Below are 19232 nucleotides of genomic sequence, written 5' to 3' on the forward strand. Positions count from 1 at the left end.
GTGCCTCCAAAAGAAATGTTGTCCCCCTTGGTTAGAAGGGGGATTTACTAGTAAATATTATGGTGTAATTTTGACTTTTACAGGTTTGTTACTGTCTTTAGTTGTTCCATCTCCTAGTTGACCTCGATTGTTTCTTCCCCATGCATATACTGTGCCGTCTCTCTTTAAAGCTAAACTATGAAACGCAGAGGATCCACTTGCAATTTCGTCAATTTCTATTAATTCTTGTATCTTCACAGGAACTGCTTGTATTGAATTAGAATTACCATCACCAAGTTGTCCATAGCCCCCATTCCCCCACGCATACACATTCCCATTTATATCAAGAGCCAAGTTATGATAGTATCCTGCAGCAACAGAAACAATATTAGAAAGTTCATATATTTTAGTTGGAGATTGAGTCCCTGTTGTATTGTTAATACCTAATTGACCATTAGAGTTGTCCCCCCATCCCCATACTGTTCCGTCTTTTTTAACAGCAAGACTGTGATGGCCCCCAGCAGCAATCGACCTTACGTCTGCAAGACGCTCTACTTTGTATGGTGTATTTGTTTCGCTAGAATACGTATCTCCCCACATCCACACCGTACCATCTTTCTTGAGGGCCATTCCATAAAATCGTCCAGCAGCAATCTCAATGACATCTGTAAGGCCTACTGCTTGTACTGGTGTGGCACTATGTGTATTTGTGCTGTCACCTAATTGACCGTTACTATTAGACCCCCAACTCCACACTGTACCATCAGCTTTTAAAGCTACGCTATGGTACGCTCCCACAGCTATACGCGAAATGTTTGTAATACCTTTTACTTGAACAGGAACATCTTTTTGAACTTTTGTACCATCTCCCAATTGACCGTAATAATTATCACCCCATGCCCAAACTGTACCATCACTCTTCAGGATGAGAGAGTGCCCAAAACCTGCTGCACTACTTACTGCATTAGCCGCTGCAAAAGCCGTCTCTTTTGATAGAAAAAGAACTGCAAGCATTATCAGTAAAATATTGCTTATTAATTTTGACCTCATTAGATTTTTTTCCACTTAGGCTCACTCCGTTTTATTGTCGTTCGTTACTACTGGAACTGTGCTATTTTGTAGACTATTATTTCCTAGCTGCCCCATATCATTTTGACCCCACGCCCAGACACTTCCGTCTTCCTTCACCATTAACGTATGTGCTCCACCTGCGGACAAGCGATTGACTTTCACTTCTTTTTCCCTAACTTCCACAGGAACCGTAATCGTTTTGTTATAGTAGCGCACTGTGATGTTCGCTTTTCCTATCGATACCGCTTTAATCAGACCTGCCGCATCTACCGATGCTACCGCTGGGTCACTGCTTTCATACGTCGACTGCGTCGTGACATCTTGGGTACTGTTATTGGCATAAGTTGCCGTGATTCGCAATGGCTTGCTGTGCGAAATTGACAGCAACACCGTACTTGGACTCGCTACTAGTTGCTGAGCAGAGACCACCAATATGCTTTCTACCGGAGTCGTCCGAATTTGTATTGTTCCATCTCCTAGCTGCCCGTTCTCATTTTGCCCCCATGCCCATACACTTCCGTCTTCTTTCACCATTAACGTATGTGCTCCACCTGCGGACAAGCGATTGACTTTGCCCCCTGTCTCCTTGACTACCACAGGGACTGTGATCGTTTTACCATAGTGGTTGACTGTAATGGTCGTTGTCCCTACCGATACAGCGGTTATCACGCCTCCTGCATCTACCGATGCTACCGCTGGGTCACTGCTTTCATACGTCGACTGCGTTGTGACATCTTGGGTGCTGTTATTGGCATAAGTCGCTGTGATTCGCAATGGCTTACTTTGCGAAGTCGGCAGCAGCACCGTACTCGGACTCGCTACTAGTTGCTGAGCAGAGATCACCAACATGCTTTCTACTGGAGTCATCCGAATTTGTATTGTTCCATCTCCTAGTTGCCCGTTCTCATTTTGACCCCATGCCCATACACTTCCGTCTTCTTTCACCATCAACGTATGTGATCCACCTGCTGATAAGCGATTGACTTTGACCCCTGTCTCCTTGACTTCCACAGGGACTGTGATCGTTTTGTCATAGTAGCTAACTGTAATGGTCGTTGTCCCTACCGATACAGCGGTTATCACGCCTCCTGCATCTACCGATGCTACCGCAGGGTCACTGCTTTCATACGTCGACTGCATCGTAACATCTTGGGTGCTGTTATTGGCATAAGTCGCTGTGATTCGCAATGGCTTACTTTGCGACGTTGGCAGCAACACCGTACTTGGACTCACTACTAGTTGCTGAGCAGCAATCACCAACATGCTTTCTACTGGAGTCGTCCGAATTTGTATTGTTCCATCTCCTAGCTGCCCGTTCTCATTTTGACCCCATGCCCATACACCACTTCCGTCTTCTTTCACCATCAACGTGTGTGCTCCACCTGCAGATAAGCGTGCTACCTTACTTTCAACGCTAACTACATGCACCATAGTATTTATGTTTTTTCCTAAATGCCCAATTGTTATAGAGGTACTTCCCACTCTTAAACCTGTTAACAGTCCATCGGTAGTAGCAGAAGCAATCGTTTGATCTTCCAATATATACGAAGCTTTATTTGTTATATCTACTTCCGTACCGTCCATAAAAACTGCATTTACAAGTAACTGCTTTGTTCCATTCTCTAGCATTGTTATCTTTTCTGGTATAACTTTGATGCTTTGAATTACGTTCTCAGCAGTAACAACAGGCACAGCCACACTCGCTCCCCCAAAGGAAACAGTGATGTTCGTACTACCTGCCTTAACAGCCGTAGCCACCCCGCTTGAATCAACAGTTACCACTGTGGCATCTCCTGACAAGTAGACTGCTTGCCCCGAAACATCCGTGTTTTTGCCATCCTTATAGGCCGCTTTTACTTGTAGCTGCTGAGTCTTCCCAACTAACATGTTCAGGCTGACTGGTGTAACGGACAATCTCTGCACAGGCTCTTGTGTCTCTGTAACCTGAACAGGAACGGTAACGACTTTCCCACCAAAAGATATGGTAATAGTAGATGACCCCACTGCCACCCCAGTAACGGACCCACTTGCTCCAACATTGGCAATAGCAGGTTGCGAACTCTGATAAGTCGCCTGATTCGTTACAATCGTTTGGCTGTTATCACTGTAGGTCGCCTTCACTTCCAACTGTTGGTTGGCTCCTTTGCCAATGCTTACTGTCGCTGGCGTAACTGCCAAAGACACAAGAGTGATGGCATTTCCTGAAACCGTGACCGGAATGATCGTACTTTGCCCGCCGTAGCTTACCGTGACTTGCGTAGCTCCTGGCGAAAGTGCTGTTATTAATCCACCACTATCTACTGATGCAACATTGGAATTACTACTTGAATACACGGCTTGTTTTGAAATATTTTCTTCGGCCCCGTTTGAATAAGTGGCCGTGACACTAAGCTGTTGAGTACCACCTGCAACCATCGTCACTTGCGCTGGGGTTCCTTTTATTTCCTGGATGGTAGCCCCTTGAACAGTTACTTGGCTGGATGCGTTTTTACCATCATAAGAAACGGTAATCGTCGCTGTTCCTGCTTTGATACCCGTTACGACACCCTGGCTGCTCACTTGAGCAACGGATGAATTCGAGGTGTCAAAGCTGGCAACGCTGCTGATATCTTTGCTGTTACCGTCTGAGTAATAAGCGGATGCGTACAAGCGTTGGATCTGTCCTTCCGTTATTGTGGACTGCCCTGGTGCAAGACTGATCGATGTCAAATGAACAGAAGGTGCATCAACCGTAATGGTAAACGCCTTCGACTGACCTCCGAAAAACAATTTGGCTCGCGTCGTCCCGCCGTTCACCGCATACACTATCCCTTTATTGATAGAGGCAACCGAGGGATCCTCCACGACATATACAGCCTGCGCGCTTACATCCACCTGACTCCCGTTGTCCAACGTTGCCATGACCTTAATCGATTTGGAGTTACCAGGTGATACATCCACCTTCTCCATATCAAGACTCAAGGCTTTGGCCTTCGGTGGTGTAGATGCGTTTTGCTTTACGCTTTTTGTGATATTTCCGTTCTCGTCATGATAGAAAATGACGCTTTCGACTCCATTTTCTTTGATCGCCTTAATTCGATTGTTCTGATCGTATACATACTCGTAAACCGTTCCCCCAGCCGCTGGAGCAAAAACTGTAAATAATACATTGACTGGATTACTTTCTGTATTGGTCAACTTAATCGTATAGGCGCCTGCCGCCAAATCATAAATGACCTCCGCTGCACTTGGCTTCTCCCTTGGTGACACTTGAATCCCATTGGAATAGACCGTTACAGCAGGATACTTCTGAATTGGATTTTTCAATTGCGTAACCATGCGATACTTTCCAGGAATGGTAACATTCATGGCAATTTCTACAGTCTGTCCACCTGGAATCGTGATATCGTTTGGCTGATTAAAAATAAAGGCTTCGCCTCCTGGCTTTGCCAGAAGCGTAGCGTAAAACGCACTTTTTCCTACAATCTTCACATAATACGTTTTTCCGGCAGCAAATACTGGATTCACTCTACCATTACTTCCTGAGGAGATCTCCTCATGATCCAGCAAGCCCGCCCCTTTATAAACGGATATATTTGCATCTGCCGCTAAACCCGAGTCGTTATTTAACGTGAACTGATAAACTCCGCTCGTTTTCGCTGTGATTTTAAAGTATTTTGCCTGATCGGCAGGAAAATGCATCCGTACCGGGTTATACTCTACCAACAGATTAAAATTGCTTTCTGCTGGTTTCGTTCGGACAGTGTAGGGGCTGCTGCTATAGCTGCTAGTACCGGATGAATTGTACGCCCAAAGTATGATTGTATAAGCGCGATCCGGTTGTAGGCCCGTGATGGTATGATTGGACACGTTGCCTACCCGCTTAATCCCGCCGCCATCTACTTGAATGCCGTAGTCTGTTGCACCTGCGACAGGACTCCAAAATACTTTAAGGGAATTCGTTTCTGCCTCTACTTTAATAATATTAGGGGCATCTGGTTTCTTCTCGATAGTCAAGCTTCCGGGATAAACCGCTACAAAACCGCCGCGATTGGATACTTCGATGTTCGGATAGGTGCCTTCTCCAAGATCCCTGCCCCTCCAGCTAAGGCTCCACTGACCTGAGCTACCAGTAGTAGTAAATTGCTTCGGATCTTTAAGACGATTCATTCTCCCAGAGATGATATCTCCTGATTCCAGATGGGTATAGACACCTTCCAAGGTAAAGGTCTCATCAATATCGATGACCCTCTTTGCCCCAGGGGTATAAATGACGATCTTCGGGAGAGCATCTACCAATCGGGATGAGTAATTCGTTGGTGTAGTCCATGCCCCGCGATTATCCTGAGCTTGAACCGTCCAGTAAACGGTTTGATATAACATTTCTTTTGTGATGGGGAAAAAATATCTGCCGGACGCATTCCCATTTTGGCTCGCTTCGGAAATCGTCTCTTCTTTCTCACCCAGCTCGTTTCCGCCTGGAGTCAATCCCACTCTTAATTTTGTTGATACGATTTTGTCTGAAACATCATTATCTCTAAGCGAATAATTAATTAACCCTGTACGGCCACTATCCATGATGAGAAGCTCTGTATTTACGACTACAGGTGCTTGATTGGTGGCTAATAGATAGAACTCCAATTTAGCGGTACTGCCTTCAAGGATTTTCGGGGCATCGCTCTTCATTACCGCTTTTAGGCGCACATCAATGAGTGCGTTTTTTTGTATAAAGTTTGTATCAAATACATAAGAACGGGCTGTACCTGTTAATTTCTCCTGTTTTGTAGAAGTGACATGCCCGCCCTCGCTGATATAAATGATTAATTCTTGCGAGGCTATATAACTTGGATATCCTTTACCGTTGTAGTAGTCCCAATTCAACGTAATCGACTGCCCTTTTGGTATTTCTTGTCGATCTCTCGGATATTTCCAATCGGCAGCAATTGTTATCGGGTCCTTTTCAGCTTGAGCTCTCATATCCAAGCTAATATCGACTTTTTCGACGAGAGATTTACTGGATTTCTGATCGACTGCCCAGACACGAAGTGAGTATAGATGATCTGGCTTCAAATTGCGGATGGGCAAGTTGTACGAAAATTCATTTGCGCTCTCAGACGCCGTAAAACGAGTCAATTCATGAGGATCTTCTTCATCTAGCTGATACCAAATATGAACTTGGTCTCCGATGTTCGGATCCATCGCAATGCCTGATATGACGATAACATCCTCTGAATTAACAGTAGTGACAGCCTTCCCTACCATTGGTGAGGTCAAATAGACTTGGGGAGCAGAATTATCGTTCACCTCGCTCGTTATGTAGGTGATTTCAGGTGTCCATTTGAGAAGATCCCCAACACTGTTTTCTTTCTGATTCACTTGAAAAATCAGTGCGTCTCCTTCTTCAATGGAAAGCTCCTCCTGAAGTTCCACACCAATCTCATCGTTAAAGTCAATCGATTGCCAGCCTGAGGAAGGCCAAATTTGAGCATCGTTTTTCAGTAATCGGACGTTGACTCCGTCTCCCTCTTCCACTTGGATTTTGGAAATCCAACCGCTAACGTGAATTTGTCCTGAACGCGGCGCCTTCCATTTCAGGATAGGATCTGAGCTCCCGACTTTTATCCACGTATTTCCGATCGCGGTCTCGTTTTGATTACTCTTCCATTCCTCGGCAGCTTTGTCCCACTCCAAGTCCGTGAAGCGATCTCCGCTTACCTCCTGATAGGACCAGTTGTTCTGTCCTTGCTGATTAGAAAATTGCAGCCAAAAAGCATACGTGTCATGTATGGGTTCCACAATCGTGATTGTTTTCTCCATACTGGTTTGCTTCCCGTCTTTTTCTGTGACCAGCACCTGTAACTGGTGTTCCCCTACTTGCATCTGGTCAACTTCCAACAGATAGGAGAAACCTGGCTTTAGATGAGGTGCGTCTGGGTATTTGCGTTTCATATCTGGTCGTTCAAGCCCATATTTCGCCTCGCCCAGCTTATCTCCATCCATCAACACTTCGATTTTCTCCACTTCACCAATAGAAACGAACCATCCCGTCATGTTGTAATTCCTACTGATCAGTTCGTTATCTTGCGGGGTGTCAATGGCGCCCCCTGTTACCAAGACGTCGCCTTTTACAGTGACAGGGTATTGCTTCACGATGCCAGCATAAGAAACGGTAAGAACCGTACTTCCTGATGAGAGACCTGTTAGTAGTCCTGTTGCATCTATTTTGGTAATAGCTGGGTTATCGATCGTATAGGTCACTTCTCCTGTTACATCCTTGGTACTCTTATCTCGATAAGATGCAACGACAGTGAATGCTACGCTCTTGTCTTTTTCTAAAGTAACTTCGGAATAATTGGCTGTGATTCCCGTAACAGGTCCAATGATGATGTTACTTTCAAGCACGAGACTCTCCGCGCCCGCTTTATCCGTTACTTTTATGGTCAGTTTGTGGTTCCCTTCCGTAAACAAGGATGTATCCAGTAGATATTGAAAACCAGCATTTGCATTCTGGTAGTGTGGATACATGGCGAAAATATCTGGACGAGGTCCGCCATAAACGGCGGTTCCCTGTAATTGTCCATCCACCAAAACCTCGATTTTGGACACACCGCTTGGGTTCAGAATCCATCCCTGTATGGTTGTGGTTCCACCAATAACTGTGCCTTCTTTAGGGATGTCCATTTGCCCTTTGGCAACAAGCGAGCCTGATTCTGATTCTGTGACAACAACAGGAATCACCAATGACTGATTACCGTAATTCACGTGAATCTTGGTCATTCCCACCTTCAGCCCTGTTACGATTCCCAGTGGACTGACATAAACGACATTCGGATCCTCTACTGTATAAACAGCTTCCCCCGTAATGTCCTTCTGTTGTTGACCTTCAAAACTGGCCGTAATCTGCAGTTTCTGCATAGCGTCTTTTGCTACGCTCATGTTGGGTTCTGCATTTTGCAGACTGATCGCTGGAGCAATATTTCCAATCACAAAATTTCTTTCTGGTAGTGGATATTGCTTTCCTTCGCTATCCGTTGCGATCACAGAAACGGTATGATTACCTGGTTGCAATTCGTTCAGGTCGACGTTGTAGCTATACCCTGCTTGCGTATTTTTATATTCGGAATGAAGCAGTGCAATATCAGGTCGCGCAATGCCCGATTTTGCTTTTCCATGTTCGATCCCGTCAATGACAACCCGATAGTCAGAGATAGCAGAAGGATGTAAAAACCAGCCTGAAATCGTATAAGTACCATTGACAATAGCACCATTTACAGGCGTTTCTATCTCTCCCAAAGTTTTAAGTGCTTCCGCTTCCGTAACGGTAATCGGGATTTTGATACTTTGGTCCCCATATTTTATAGTGAGACTCGTACTTCCTTGGGCTAGAGCCGTGACCAAGCCATCTGTGCTCACCTTTGCCACAGAAGAATTCTCTATGTTGTATAAGGCTAGCTTGGTTACATCATGACTGCTCTGATCCTCCAGTACCGCCATGACAGCAAATTGATGCGTTTTTCCTTGAGGAACGATTAACTCTGTAACGTTTGCCCTCAATCCTATTGCTGGTAGCAAGGTAACGACTTGAATCGTTCTGTTCCCCAGCATCACCTGATTTCCACCCTTGCCTGTTCCTCTAACAGAAAGAGTATGTGTGCCTTCCCGCAATTTTCCTGTATCGAGATTATAGTGGAACCCTACGTTTCCATCAGGTTTAGAAGCGTCCATAATTTCGATTTCCGGACGAGAAATGCCATAGGTTGCTTCACCACTTACGGCTCCATCGACCAGTACTTCAATCTTTTCAACCCCATTGGAGTCAATAAACCAGCCTGTGACAGGGTAAACACCACTGATTAATGCATGGTCTGCGGGACTGTCAATGCCTCCCCGAGCCAGACCCGCTGCTGCTTTGACCCAGACAGGTATCGTAAGCGTTTGTTCCTGGTATTTCACGGTGATGTTTGTTTGACCTATCTCAATTCCCGTAACGATACCTTTATCTGAAATGCTAATGATCGCAGGATTCTCAACCGTGTATTGAGCCTCTCTCGTCACATCTTTCGTTTGTTGATTCAGTAAAACAGCAGAAATGGATAATTGCTGTGTATTCCCTTGTATTACATCTACTTTGCTTATATTTGCAACAATACCTGTGGCCGGTTCTGCACGACCAATGAAAACAGCTCGCTCTGCTAGAATTTGCTCGGCGCCTTCTTTATTAACGGCTGTTACCTTAATGGTATGTTGACCTTCCGTTATCTGCGTTGTGTCTAGAAGGTACTCAAATCCGGCTGTAGCATTCTTGTAGTGTGGATACAAGGATTCAATATCAGGCCGGTTATGTCCATAAGTAGCTTCCCCCACTACTGTTCCATCCAAATGAACCTCTATCTTTGAAACGCCTACTGGCTCTAAATACCAGCCTTTGATGAGTGTGGCGCCTGTCATCATGGAATTACTTGTCGGCGCCTCTAACTCCCAACGCGGTATCAGTGGCTCATCCTTATTAATCGTAACGGGGATCATGATTGATTGACCTTCATATCGAATGGTCACAATCGCCGTTCCATCCCCCATTACTTTTACAAGCCCAGTAGAATCTACTGTAGCGATACTCTCATCTGATGAAGCATATTCTGCAAGACTTGTCACGTCTATCAGGGTGTTATCTTCTAAAACCGTAGATACCACCAACTGATGTGAGCCTTCATTCGTTAATTCCAGCTTGGTGACATCGGCATGCAAACCATTCAGAGGCTCCATGTTACCAATGTAAAATGTCGTTCCTTCTATTATGGTTTGTTGACCATTGGTATCTTGAACTTCCACAGTAATGATATGAGTGCCTGCGGTTAAATTCCCAGTATCCAGTTGATAGTGAAATCCAGCATTGCTATTCTGATAAGCTGGATATTTCGCTTCAATATCTGGTCTCGGGTCGCCATAGGATGCCTCTCCAACTTTCATCCCATCAATCAGGATATTGATTTGCGATACTCCGTCTGGATTGAGGTGCCATCCTTTGATGGTATACGTACCACTGATTAACTCGCCTTTTTCAGGGGTGTCGAGTCCACCTCTTGGTATCAGGGGCGCTCGCTCCGTCACCACTATCGGAATCTCAATCGTTTTGTCACCCAACGTGGCGATCAGTTGTGTATCTCCCATTCCACTTCCGGTGACTAAACCTGTAGGTGTAACCGTAGCAATTTTTTCATCCTTGCTCTTATAAATAACTTCCTTACTAACATCTCTGGTGTTGCCATCTGTCATGTTCGCCGTAATTTTCAGTTGATAATTCTCGCCTTCGGAAAGTCGCAATTCGTTAGGTTTCGATTCCAATGAGATAATCTCAGCGGAGTCCTCATCCCCTAGTCCCAACGCTTTCTCTAGGTTTACAAGCCCTTTTCCGTAAAACCGCGATTCCCCTAAAGGTGTTGCATGATCGACTAAACTATCACGCACTTCGCGATTGGTAGCATTACCCTTTTTTGACCAAATAACAGCTGCTGCACCGGCTACGTGAGGAGCTGCTAAAGAAGTGCCTGAACGTTGCTCATAGTCTCCATGGAGTGACGTACTTAGAATATCAACCCCAGGAGCCATCAGGTCTAACCCACTACCAACACTTGAAAAGTCAGCCCGTTGATTGTCTTGATCAATGGCACCAATGGACAATGTCTCTGCATATTTCGCAGGATATAACTGGGTATCCTCACCCATTCCCCTATTTCCTGCTGATGCAATAACCAGTATCCCTTGTTGATTCGCTCTTTTAATCTGGTCGTGTAAAGCTTGACTGTCAATTTTACCACCAGCACTAATGGAAACGATGTTCATGTCATTCTGAATCGCCCATTCAATACCCTGAATCATGCTGGAATAAGTACCGTGACCTTTTTCATCAAGTACTCTAATTGCATAGATTTCAGCTTCTGGCGCAACACCAACAATCCCAACATCATTATCTTTACCAGCGATAACGCCAGCCACTGCAGTCCCATGCCCGTGCTCATCATCAAAATCTGATTTTCCTTCTACATAGGAAATACCTCCTTTTACTCGGAGGTCTTCATGATTGGATATACCTGTATCTATAATTCCAATTTTGATGTTTTGGCCTTTAAAATTCTTTTCGTGAGCTTGATTTGCCCTTATGTGCGCAATCCCCCACGGAACTTCCTGTTTTTCTGTTAGGTTTGTTTCTGCTAACTCTATTTCACTATCTTCCTCAATATAGGCTACATTTTCATCCTGAGACATTACCTCCATTTCACTCTCTGTTAATTGAGCAACCATAACTTTCGTGCTAAGTTGCTGTACCGATGATCTTTGAATCGCCCTTACTTTTGCTTTCTTGTTTTCTTTAAAACCAATTAAATACGTCTTACTATTAGCGCTTGCGATAGCGTGCTCAGGGACAAGTTGTAAAAACAGTAAAGCAAGCAGTAGGAATAGATTGAAACTACTGATTGAACGGATGAATCTAGGGTTCATTCCTGTAACTCCTTGTCATAATTGTGATGAACTTTGGTATCATTCCTTTTGAAAAAATAATTCAATGCCAGCCAGTTACTTTTCATCTCCTTTCCAAAAATAAGTACAGATAAAAAATGTAAATTTTACCTAAACAGCATTTAGAATTATAGTGAATTCCTTATATTGGATCAATAGGAACTTTCCAATTAGTTTCGACTAACAAATAACTAGTCATCCAATATTGCTGATTTTCAGAAGTGATTTCCAAGTTAGAATTTGTTTCCCTTGCTTGTAGGTCAGCCTTGCTCTCTCAAAAGCAGATTGTTTCTGAAGTTTCCTTCTTCAGACAAAAAAGAACCCCAAACGAGCGTAGATTACTCGTTTGGGGGATAGAGGTAGTTCTATTGATTGTTTATTTTTACTGCTGTTTTCTCCAGTATATTAATTTCATATTTCTCATTTGGAAAAGGAAACTCCTCGGTAGTGTTAAGAATGTAAATATTTGAGTTAGTAGTTGGTTCGAGCTTAACAAAGTAATTTACATCACCCCAAGATACACCTGTGATCTCCTTTGTAGGAAACTCTAGATGAATTCTTATTTCCTCCAATGTCTCGGTATTTTTTAAATATAAGCGAGCTGAACTATTTTTCTGAAACAAATTAATCAGTTCCATGCAGTATTCAAATCGACCATCCGGAGTCTGCTGTATGGAATCAGTTCTTATTTTTTCTGTTAACCACCCACTCGTCTCTACGTTTTTATACAAATGTGGTGTCAGTAAAAGCAAGGAAATAACGATAATTAAAACCCCAATGAACTCCCACCACCTAGATGGACTCCACTTTTTCAGTAATAGAAAACTAGAAACGACTACCAATATTATTGAAGGTATACCTAAATATAAAAGCAGTACTGTGGAAATCAAGTCCATACCACGCTGAAAGTTTGCAGTCGAGCCAAGTACAAACCAGATAACACCTGATAAATTAACCAATACAGTGATGATCCACATTAACCTCAACAACAATTGCATTGGGCATTCCCCCTCTTGCCAATTAATCAGGTTTCGCAGTAAGATTATTTCTTACTTTATGGTTTCACATAAAAATCTGCGAGATATGGTGTTATATATTTTTTCCACATTTCAACACTAGAGTGCATTGCAGAATGAGCCGCAATTGGGTCATACTCCTCCCCTACTTCAATTTTTATATTTGCTGCATTTGTAAACTCCCGTTTGGCTTCGCCAAGTAGCCATACGCTTCCCCCATTTACTTGTACACCATCTCGTTCATTGTAATCATGTAGATGCTGTCCCACTGGATACTCTAAATAATATTCAAGTTCCCTTACAGGAGTAGCAATAGTAACAAGCGTTTCCACCTGAATTCCTTCATGTTCCAAAACATTTGCTGTTAAAATTGCTACATTTCCGCCATGACTATGACCAATTAGCCGAATTGGTTTCTTCTCATTACCTTTAATACTTCGCCAATTCATAATCTCGCTTGCCAAAGATGAAAATTACATCATCTATCTTTGTACACATGTTTATCGATCATTTCCAAGAATTTATCTTTATTCAAATGAGTAGAATCAGTATACTCCCAAATGGCATGAGAGATTAACTTTTGTAGCCCCTTTTTAACCGAACCTGATCGGAGAACGCTAAGAACCCCAAACGAGTAGTTGATTACTTGTCTGGGGTTAATTGCATTTCGTACACCTAACCTCAATTCCCTTTGTACGTAAATTTTTCTGGATTCTTTACATAGGCGGTAGATATTACAAAATCATTTGTTTCAAATGACACTCTCACTGTTCCAGTTGCATTAATACCAAGTTGACAATAGCCACTTGGCCAGTCTAATACTCCACCTAGATGATATTGATACTCCTCATACTCTAAAGGTTCTCCCCAGCTTTTTGTTAATTTTAAATTTATGCCATTTCGGATCTTAATAAAGTCATTTTTTTCTGGATGGTATACGGAAACATCTAATAAACCAGATGTCACACCTTCAAAGCTGATGGTCGAAATTCCAGATACATAGTAATCCTCATTTTTTTGTGTTTCGCTTAATGATAGACCCCACACTTCAATTTCTATTGACCCAGGTAATTCTCTATAGCAGTGAAAGAATATCGTCGATTCTGTAAAATCCAATTGATTAAATGATGTACCTGTAACATCAAGTATTTTTCTAATTTTACTCACTCATTTCTTAATCAAAATGTAATTTATATAATGTAATCTGTTTCAACGTTTCAGGATCGATAGCTTTACCACTCGTTGTAAAACTAGTTAGTAAATCATCCGCCGGCTTTCCTTTATACATTAGACCAAAACCAGCATTCCTAAGTTCTTGCTCTGTTGCATTAAAGACTTTTTTAAAATCCTTATTACCATAGTTACCCACAATAGTAAATGTTCCACCTTCTTTTAAAACTCTAAACGCATCAGATGTTAACGGATCAAATCCAAAAGGGCTAACAGACACAATTGCATCAAAAGAAGAGTTCTGAAAGGGTAATTTATTTGCATCTGCAATAACATTTACTCCTTTGCCTGCTTTTATGTCCACATTAATTGCTCCAACAATTGGGTTATTACCTGATGCTAAATTCAATAGTTTAAACGTTGACGTGGAAGGTACTCTTGAATATTTCATTATACTCGATAACGTTGAAGCTCCACCTTTATCAGGAGCAAAAACACTTCGACCCATGCCGTACAAAGCCTGAACTATTTGCTTATCAGTACTTTCTGGATTACTTAGAACCCACATAGCTTCACTTGGTGTTAAATCTCTTGAGTCTTTCCAATTTCCATTGCTAGGTGCCACACCTAGACCTTGTTCAGGTGCATGCCCACTAGGATCAACAAACCTCAATGGATTATTATGCGTATACGTATACCGATTCAACGTCAACGGATTATCCACTTGCCCTTTATAAGTATCCTCCGATATAAACCGCCCTATCTTCGGATCGTAATACCGGGCACGCAGGTAGTAAAACCCGCTCTCTTTGTCAAACATCTCCCCCGCATACATAAACGGGTTGGAAATCGTCTCCTTGACCTTATCCGCGATCACGTTACCCCAAATGTCATAGTCATACGTATTCAAGACGTTACCGCTCGAATCCTTGATCTTAACAACATCCCCGTGGCTGTTGTAATAGTAGGTACCTTCAAGATTCGACGCATAGTCTTTTCGCCAGATCAACTGGTTACCAAACACATTCCTTGCCTTCACTCTACCATCCTGCGTCAGCTCTTCAATCACTTGCCCATTCAGATAGACGTAGTTGGTCGTGTCCGTCACGCTGCCAGTCTGTTGCTTCGTCGCCCGCAATCCACCTGGATAATACGTGTACGTCGCTGTTCCCTTATCATCCTTATACTCCTGCAAACGATTAAACAAATCATGTTTCATTTCATAGGAGCTCAAGATGTTACCAGGAGCATTGGCATACACTTGGCGGTTGCCACGCTTGTCATAGGCGTATTGCTTGACATTGCCTTCGACCGATTCTTCCTTGATCCGGGAAAGCTTGTCGTACACAAACAATCCATAATTCGTACCGGAGCGCTTTTGGCTGGTGATATTGCCAAACAAGTCGTAGCCATTTGTCTCGTTCCAGCCGTCGGCATGCTTCAAGTCTGTTTTTTCACCAAACGAGCTGATCGATTGTTGCATCGCCGTCGGTTGTCCCGGATACGATATAGCATTGGTTTCACCTGTGTTGCTGATATCGTACGTGTACGTGGTCGTTCCGACTCCGGGGATCGCCACCGAATTCAATCTGTTCGCGTTGTCATAGGTGTATTCGACTCTCATCGATGGAGCAGAACCAGATACGGCACTTCTAGCTGGGTATACCAGCGTATCTACCGTATCGTCGCTATCAGAATATAGAAGCTGGTAGTCCTTGCCCATCAGCGTCTGGCGATTCTTTCGATGGAATCCATCGTACCCATAGCTGATGGCGTTTCCTGCGTTATTATTTTCGCTCAAAAGCAGACCAGACTGTGGATCGTACACGCGCTCTTCATAGAAGGCAGCGCCGGAAGAAACTTTTGTCAGTTCATGGAACGGCGAATAATCGTAGTTGAACATGACGCCGTTTTTGTCCTTGTAACTCTTCACAAGGCCGCTTTTATCGTAGGTGTACGTCTCTGCTCTTGTCTCCGGATTCTTCTCCGAGAGCTTCCATGCCAAACTATTGTAGGTATACTCTGCCGTAGTCGTCCCATTTTCCAGTACACTGGTGAGATTGCCTAACGTATCGTAGCCATATACGTTTACGTTATTTTCCGGGTCCTGCAAATATACTAGATTGTCGTTATGGTCGAAGCGCATACTCCACGCTTGGGAAGTCTTGCCGTCCGAGATTTCCTTATTGGTTACTTTCCCGAATCGATCCGTCTGGTAGTTCGTAACTCGATGGTGACTACCACTTTGGGTCGTCTCTTCTGTGCTCTCTACTCTTCCATACAAATCGCGGTAGGTGGTTACGATGAAACCATTTGGAGAGAGAGTTTGTTCCGTCAATCGTGGCAAATATTTCGATCCATCTGAGTAGGCATTGTTTCGATGATTCTTAGTGGTTCCGAGTGCATTCCTCGTTTGATACAAAAAGCCATCCCAGTCATACAGGTACGAGGTGCTTTGCTCCCGCTTCCCGTAAGGAACTGTGCGGTTGATCTCCAATCCATCCGCCGTGAACTCGTTTTCTACCAAGGTACGTTTCGCACCTGTTGTGCCCACCTGCTCTTGATAGGCGGTATCACCATATGGCGTGTAGTAGGTGATGAGTCTCGATGAATCCGGTGCAATTTTCTCGACGATTCCCGGTCCATCTGTCGTCACCCCAGAACCTTCACCGTCCCGATAGACATACGTGATCGTTCGCTTTGCGCCTTGATTGTGAAAAGTCTCCGATAACGGTCGGCCTAATTCATCGTACTCATACGTAGCCTTGCTTCCATTCGGATAGGTCTGGCTTTTGATTTGACCTTTGTCATCGATTTCGTAGGAAAAATTCAGCACATCCGATTTTCCGCTTTCTAGCTCAACACCGGCGAGTGCGATCTGCGTGGGCTGAATTCCGTATTGATCGTACGCGGTAAAGGTCTGCGTTCGTGTTTTTCCTGTGCCAAAGTTCTCCGTAATCGAATAAAGCTGTTTGTTTGTGTACTCGTAGGTCCGTTCAACCGATTGACTCTTGGGTGTATTGATCAAATTGGCAGGGAACGAGTTGATCTCCGTTTCTTTCCGGAGCAAATATTGATCGTTGTACTCAAAGGTCGTATTCGAATAATACGGATCACCGGATGCTGTCGTTGATTGTGTTCTGGCTGCCTTCAAAACGGAGAAGGTCCGGAAGCCCCATGGATTCAGCGCCACCTCATCATATGTCCATGTGCTCATAATCCCGTCTGGCGCAATCTGCTTGATCAGTTGTCCATAATGGTTATATTCCAGGTATGTCTCTTGTGCGTAATTGTTGATCTTGGCAGCATACTGTGTGCGATTGGAAAGATTCGGGTCTTTCAAGTAGTGATTGTAGACATCCAAATCGCTAACGGCCGATGACGGTTCGAGAAAAACGTATTGATATGTCGGCTTTGTATTCCGACCTGAGTAGGCGTAAGTCGTGTAGGTAGTTGGATTGTAATCGACCCGATACTTTGCGCCAGTTACATTCGTCCCACCTTTACTAATGCCTGTCGTCTTCTCACTTCTCAGCAAAGGATTTCCGTCTTGATTGACCTTGTACCGTTTATTTGTCGTGTAACGGGATGCCTCTGATTCGGTGACATGAATGGTATCACCATGTCGATCCGCAAAATTCTTCAATCTGGGCAGCTGTTCCTTTGGCACCTTCCATATCTCACGGAAATTGCCGTTATCTGTATAGGTCTTTTCCAGCTTATACGTATTCGTACCGCTCGGCGTTTTCTGTGTATAGCTGTACGATACTTTATTGACAGGATGGTAGGAAACATAGCTCAAAGCATACTTGTCTTGAAAAATCCGTACGAGTCCGTCATTGAAGGTAGTCTGACCTAATTGATAGGGACGGTAATCGTAATTGATTTTTAAACCTTGCAAGGGATAAAACACTTCTTGCATGAGCAAGTAATCGATTTCCGAGCGTTTAGCTACATCGGACTCCCAAAACTTCGCTGAATCCTGTAGGGTTTGATCTGTAGGCAGCTTTTCCAGCGTATAGTTTTTGTTTAAATTGAAATAGGCAATGCCCTTCGTTTTGGGATCATGATAGGCATACCGGGCCACTGTATATGTACTGCTTCCGCTCCCTGCTGTCGGCAGGACTTCTACGCGAACAAGCTGATGGTACCCGCTTAATGCCAGCTTTCTTTCAAAGTGGTAGCGAATGTGCTTGAGCACAGTGGTCTCTGTCTTGTCTTTGTAGACAATCAAATCCTGCGTGGTGTCGTTTTGCTTTCGTTTCATCACCACATAGCGGCCGACACTGTCTTCAATGCTAACTGGCTCGCCGTCACTATTCAGGTTGTACTTGATCGTGTCCCCATAAATATTGGATTTGACGACCGTTCCCAACGTGACATCAAACTCGTACTTCAAATTTCGATAATGGAGTGTGTACTTCCGATTCACATCGTCGATCGAGAAGAAAATGTCTTTATACGGATAATTCACAAACTTGTTGAATCGATATTCTAAAGATGTGCCGTCTTCTAAGGTAATGTAATACCGATTACTCGATGGATCCTTATCTACTTTGGTGGAGTAGATTTGTTGACCTGGATTTTTGGGATCGTCCCTTACCGTTACGGCCTGCTCCCGCGTGACGATATCCAATCTCGGCATATTAAAATCCCAGCCGGTTGCAAATTTCTCATTGGCCTTCAGTGATTCGTTCTTGGAAAAGTCCTCATCCCAGCTTGGCACACTGATCTTACTGCTCAGGGAGTGGTATCTGCGTTTTACGTCCAGATCCAGTCCATGCTTCCCTGGCAAATAGAGATCTTGCTCTACTAGGTTCGCAGCGCGATACAGATCGTCGACGGATTGCTCTGTTTTTGAACGAGCAAATCGAAACTCCTGATCCTTTTCGGTGTATTTTACCGGAGGAGGCGTAGTGGATTGGACCTCCATCTGTTCTTCCAGTTGTTTAAGTTCATTGATTTTAGATAAAACAAGAGGAGTTAACCTCTGCAAGAGATCTTTGCTTTCCTGACTCAGATTCACGAATTGAGAGATGATCTGCTCAGAGGAAAGGCGTTTGATTTCCTCTTGTTCTTCTGTGGTTAGTAATTGTAGCAGCTCGGAATAGAAATAGGCTGCGAATTTTAACAATGCTCTGTCAAAACTGCGATGAATTTCAATAACAGTGCCAGTGTCTAACTGCGTCCATGTAAGAGAAGAAATATCCGTTTCTGTGAACTCGGTCGGATTTTTTGCTTCTCCTTTGTCATTGGTGATTGGCTCGCCCATGGATTGTTGAATCTCTTCGATTGCCGCGCCAGGGGTTGCTGCTTCCACACCTGACGTTACATGAGAGATGGACACGGGGGAGGTTTCATTTGCGAACGTCGCTCCAATCGGCAGCATCGTCGTGCATAATGCAAGACATAGCACATAAATCATGAGTGATTTTATGGAAAAATGTTTCATAATGCCTCCGTTAGAGATATTCGTCCCCCCATGTTGCAAAGGGGGGACTG

General features: G+C 43.9%; 6 protein-coding genes. All 6 read right to left on the bottom strand.

The window, feature by feature from the left end:
• Positions 1-57 precede the first annotated feature (57 nt).
• On the bottom strand, positions 58-1044 hold the full coding sequence (locus tag ACFYU8_RS11050) for an RCC1 domain-containing protein (protein WP_390298192.1): 987 nt from the start codon (positions 1042-1044) through the stop codon (positions 58-60).
• A 6-nt stretch (positions 1045-1050) separates the two neighbouring features.
• On the bottom strand, positions 1051-11526 hold the full coding sequence (locus tag ACFYU8_RS11055; RefSeq protein ID WP_390298195.1) for an Ig-like domain-containing protein: 10476 nt from the start codon (positions 11524-11526) through the stop codon (positions 1051-1053).
• A 383-nt stretch (positions 11527-11909) separates the two neighbouring features.
• Positions 11910-12542, bottom strand: a complete 633-nt coding sequence (locus ACFYU8_RS11060; RefSeq protein WP_390298198.1) for a hypothetical protein — start codon at positions 12540-12542, stop codon at positions 11910-11912.
• A 56-nt stretch (positions 12543-12598) separates the two neighbouring features.
• Positions 12599-13009, bottom strand: a complete 411-nt coding sequence (locus tag ACFYU8_RS11065) for a PGAP1-like alpha/beta domain-containing protein (protein WP_390298201.1) — start codon at positions 13007-13009, stop codon at positions 12599-12601.
• Between the two features lie 232 nt (positions 13010-13241).
• Positions 13242-13727: a hypothetical protein gene (locus ACFYU8_RS11070; RefSeq protein WP_390298204.1), complete on the bottom strand. Its 486-nt coding sequence runs from the start codon at positions 13725-13727 to the stop codon at positions 13242-13244.
• A 7-nt stretch (positions 13728-13734) separates the two neighbouring features.
• A complete protein-coding gene (locus tag ACFYU8_RS11075; RefSeq protein WP_390298207.1) occupies positions 13735-19182 on the bottom strand; it encodes an RHS repeat-associated core domain-containing protein in 5448 nt (1815 codons plus the stop codon).
• Between the last annotated feature and the right edge of the window lie 50 nt (positions 19183-19232).

This window comes from Brevibacillus sp. NPDC003359, from assembly GCF_042878995.1.
Taxonomy (GTDB): Bacteria; Bacillota; Bacilli; order Brevibacillales; family Brevibacillaceae; genus Brevibacillus.

Bases quoted from the DNA above. Each gene is read 5' to 3' on its own strand.
- ACFYU8_RS11055 (WP_390298195.1), bottom strand. From the start codon at position 11,526: ATGAACCCTAGATTCATCCGTTCAATCAGTAGTTTCAATCTATTCCTA.
- ACFYU8_RS11060 (WP_390298198.1), bottom strand. From the start codon at position 12,542: ATGCAATTGTTGTTGAGGTTAATGTGGATCATCACTGTATTGGTTAAT.
- ACFYU8_RS11065 (WP_390298201.1), bottom strand. From the start codon at position 13,009: ATGAATTGGCGAAGTATTAAAGGTAATGAGAAGAAACCAATTCGGCTA.
- ACFYU8_RS11075 (WP_390298207.1), bottom strand. From the start codon at position 19,182: ATGAAACATTTTTCCATAAAATCACTCATGATTTATGTGCTATGTCTT.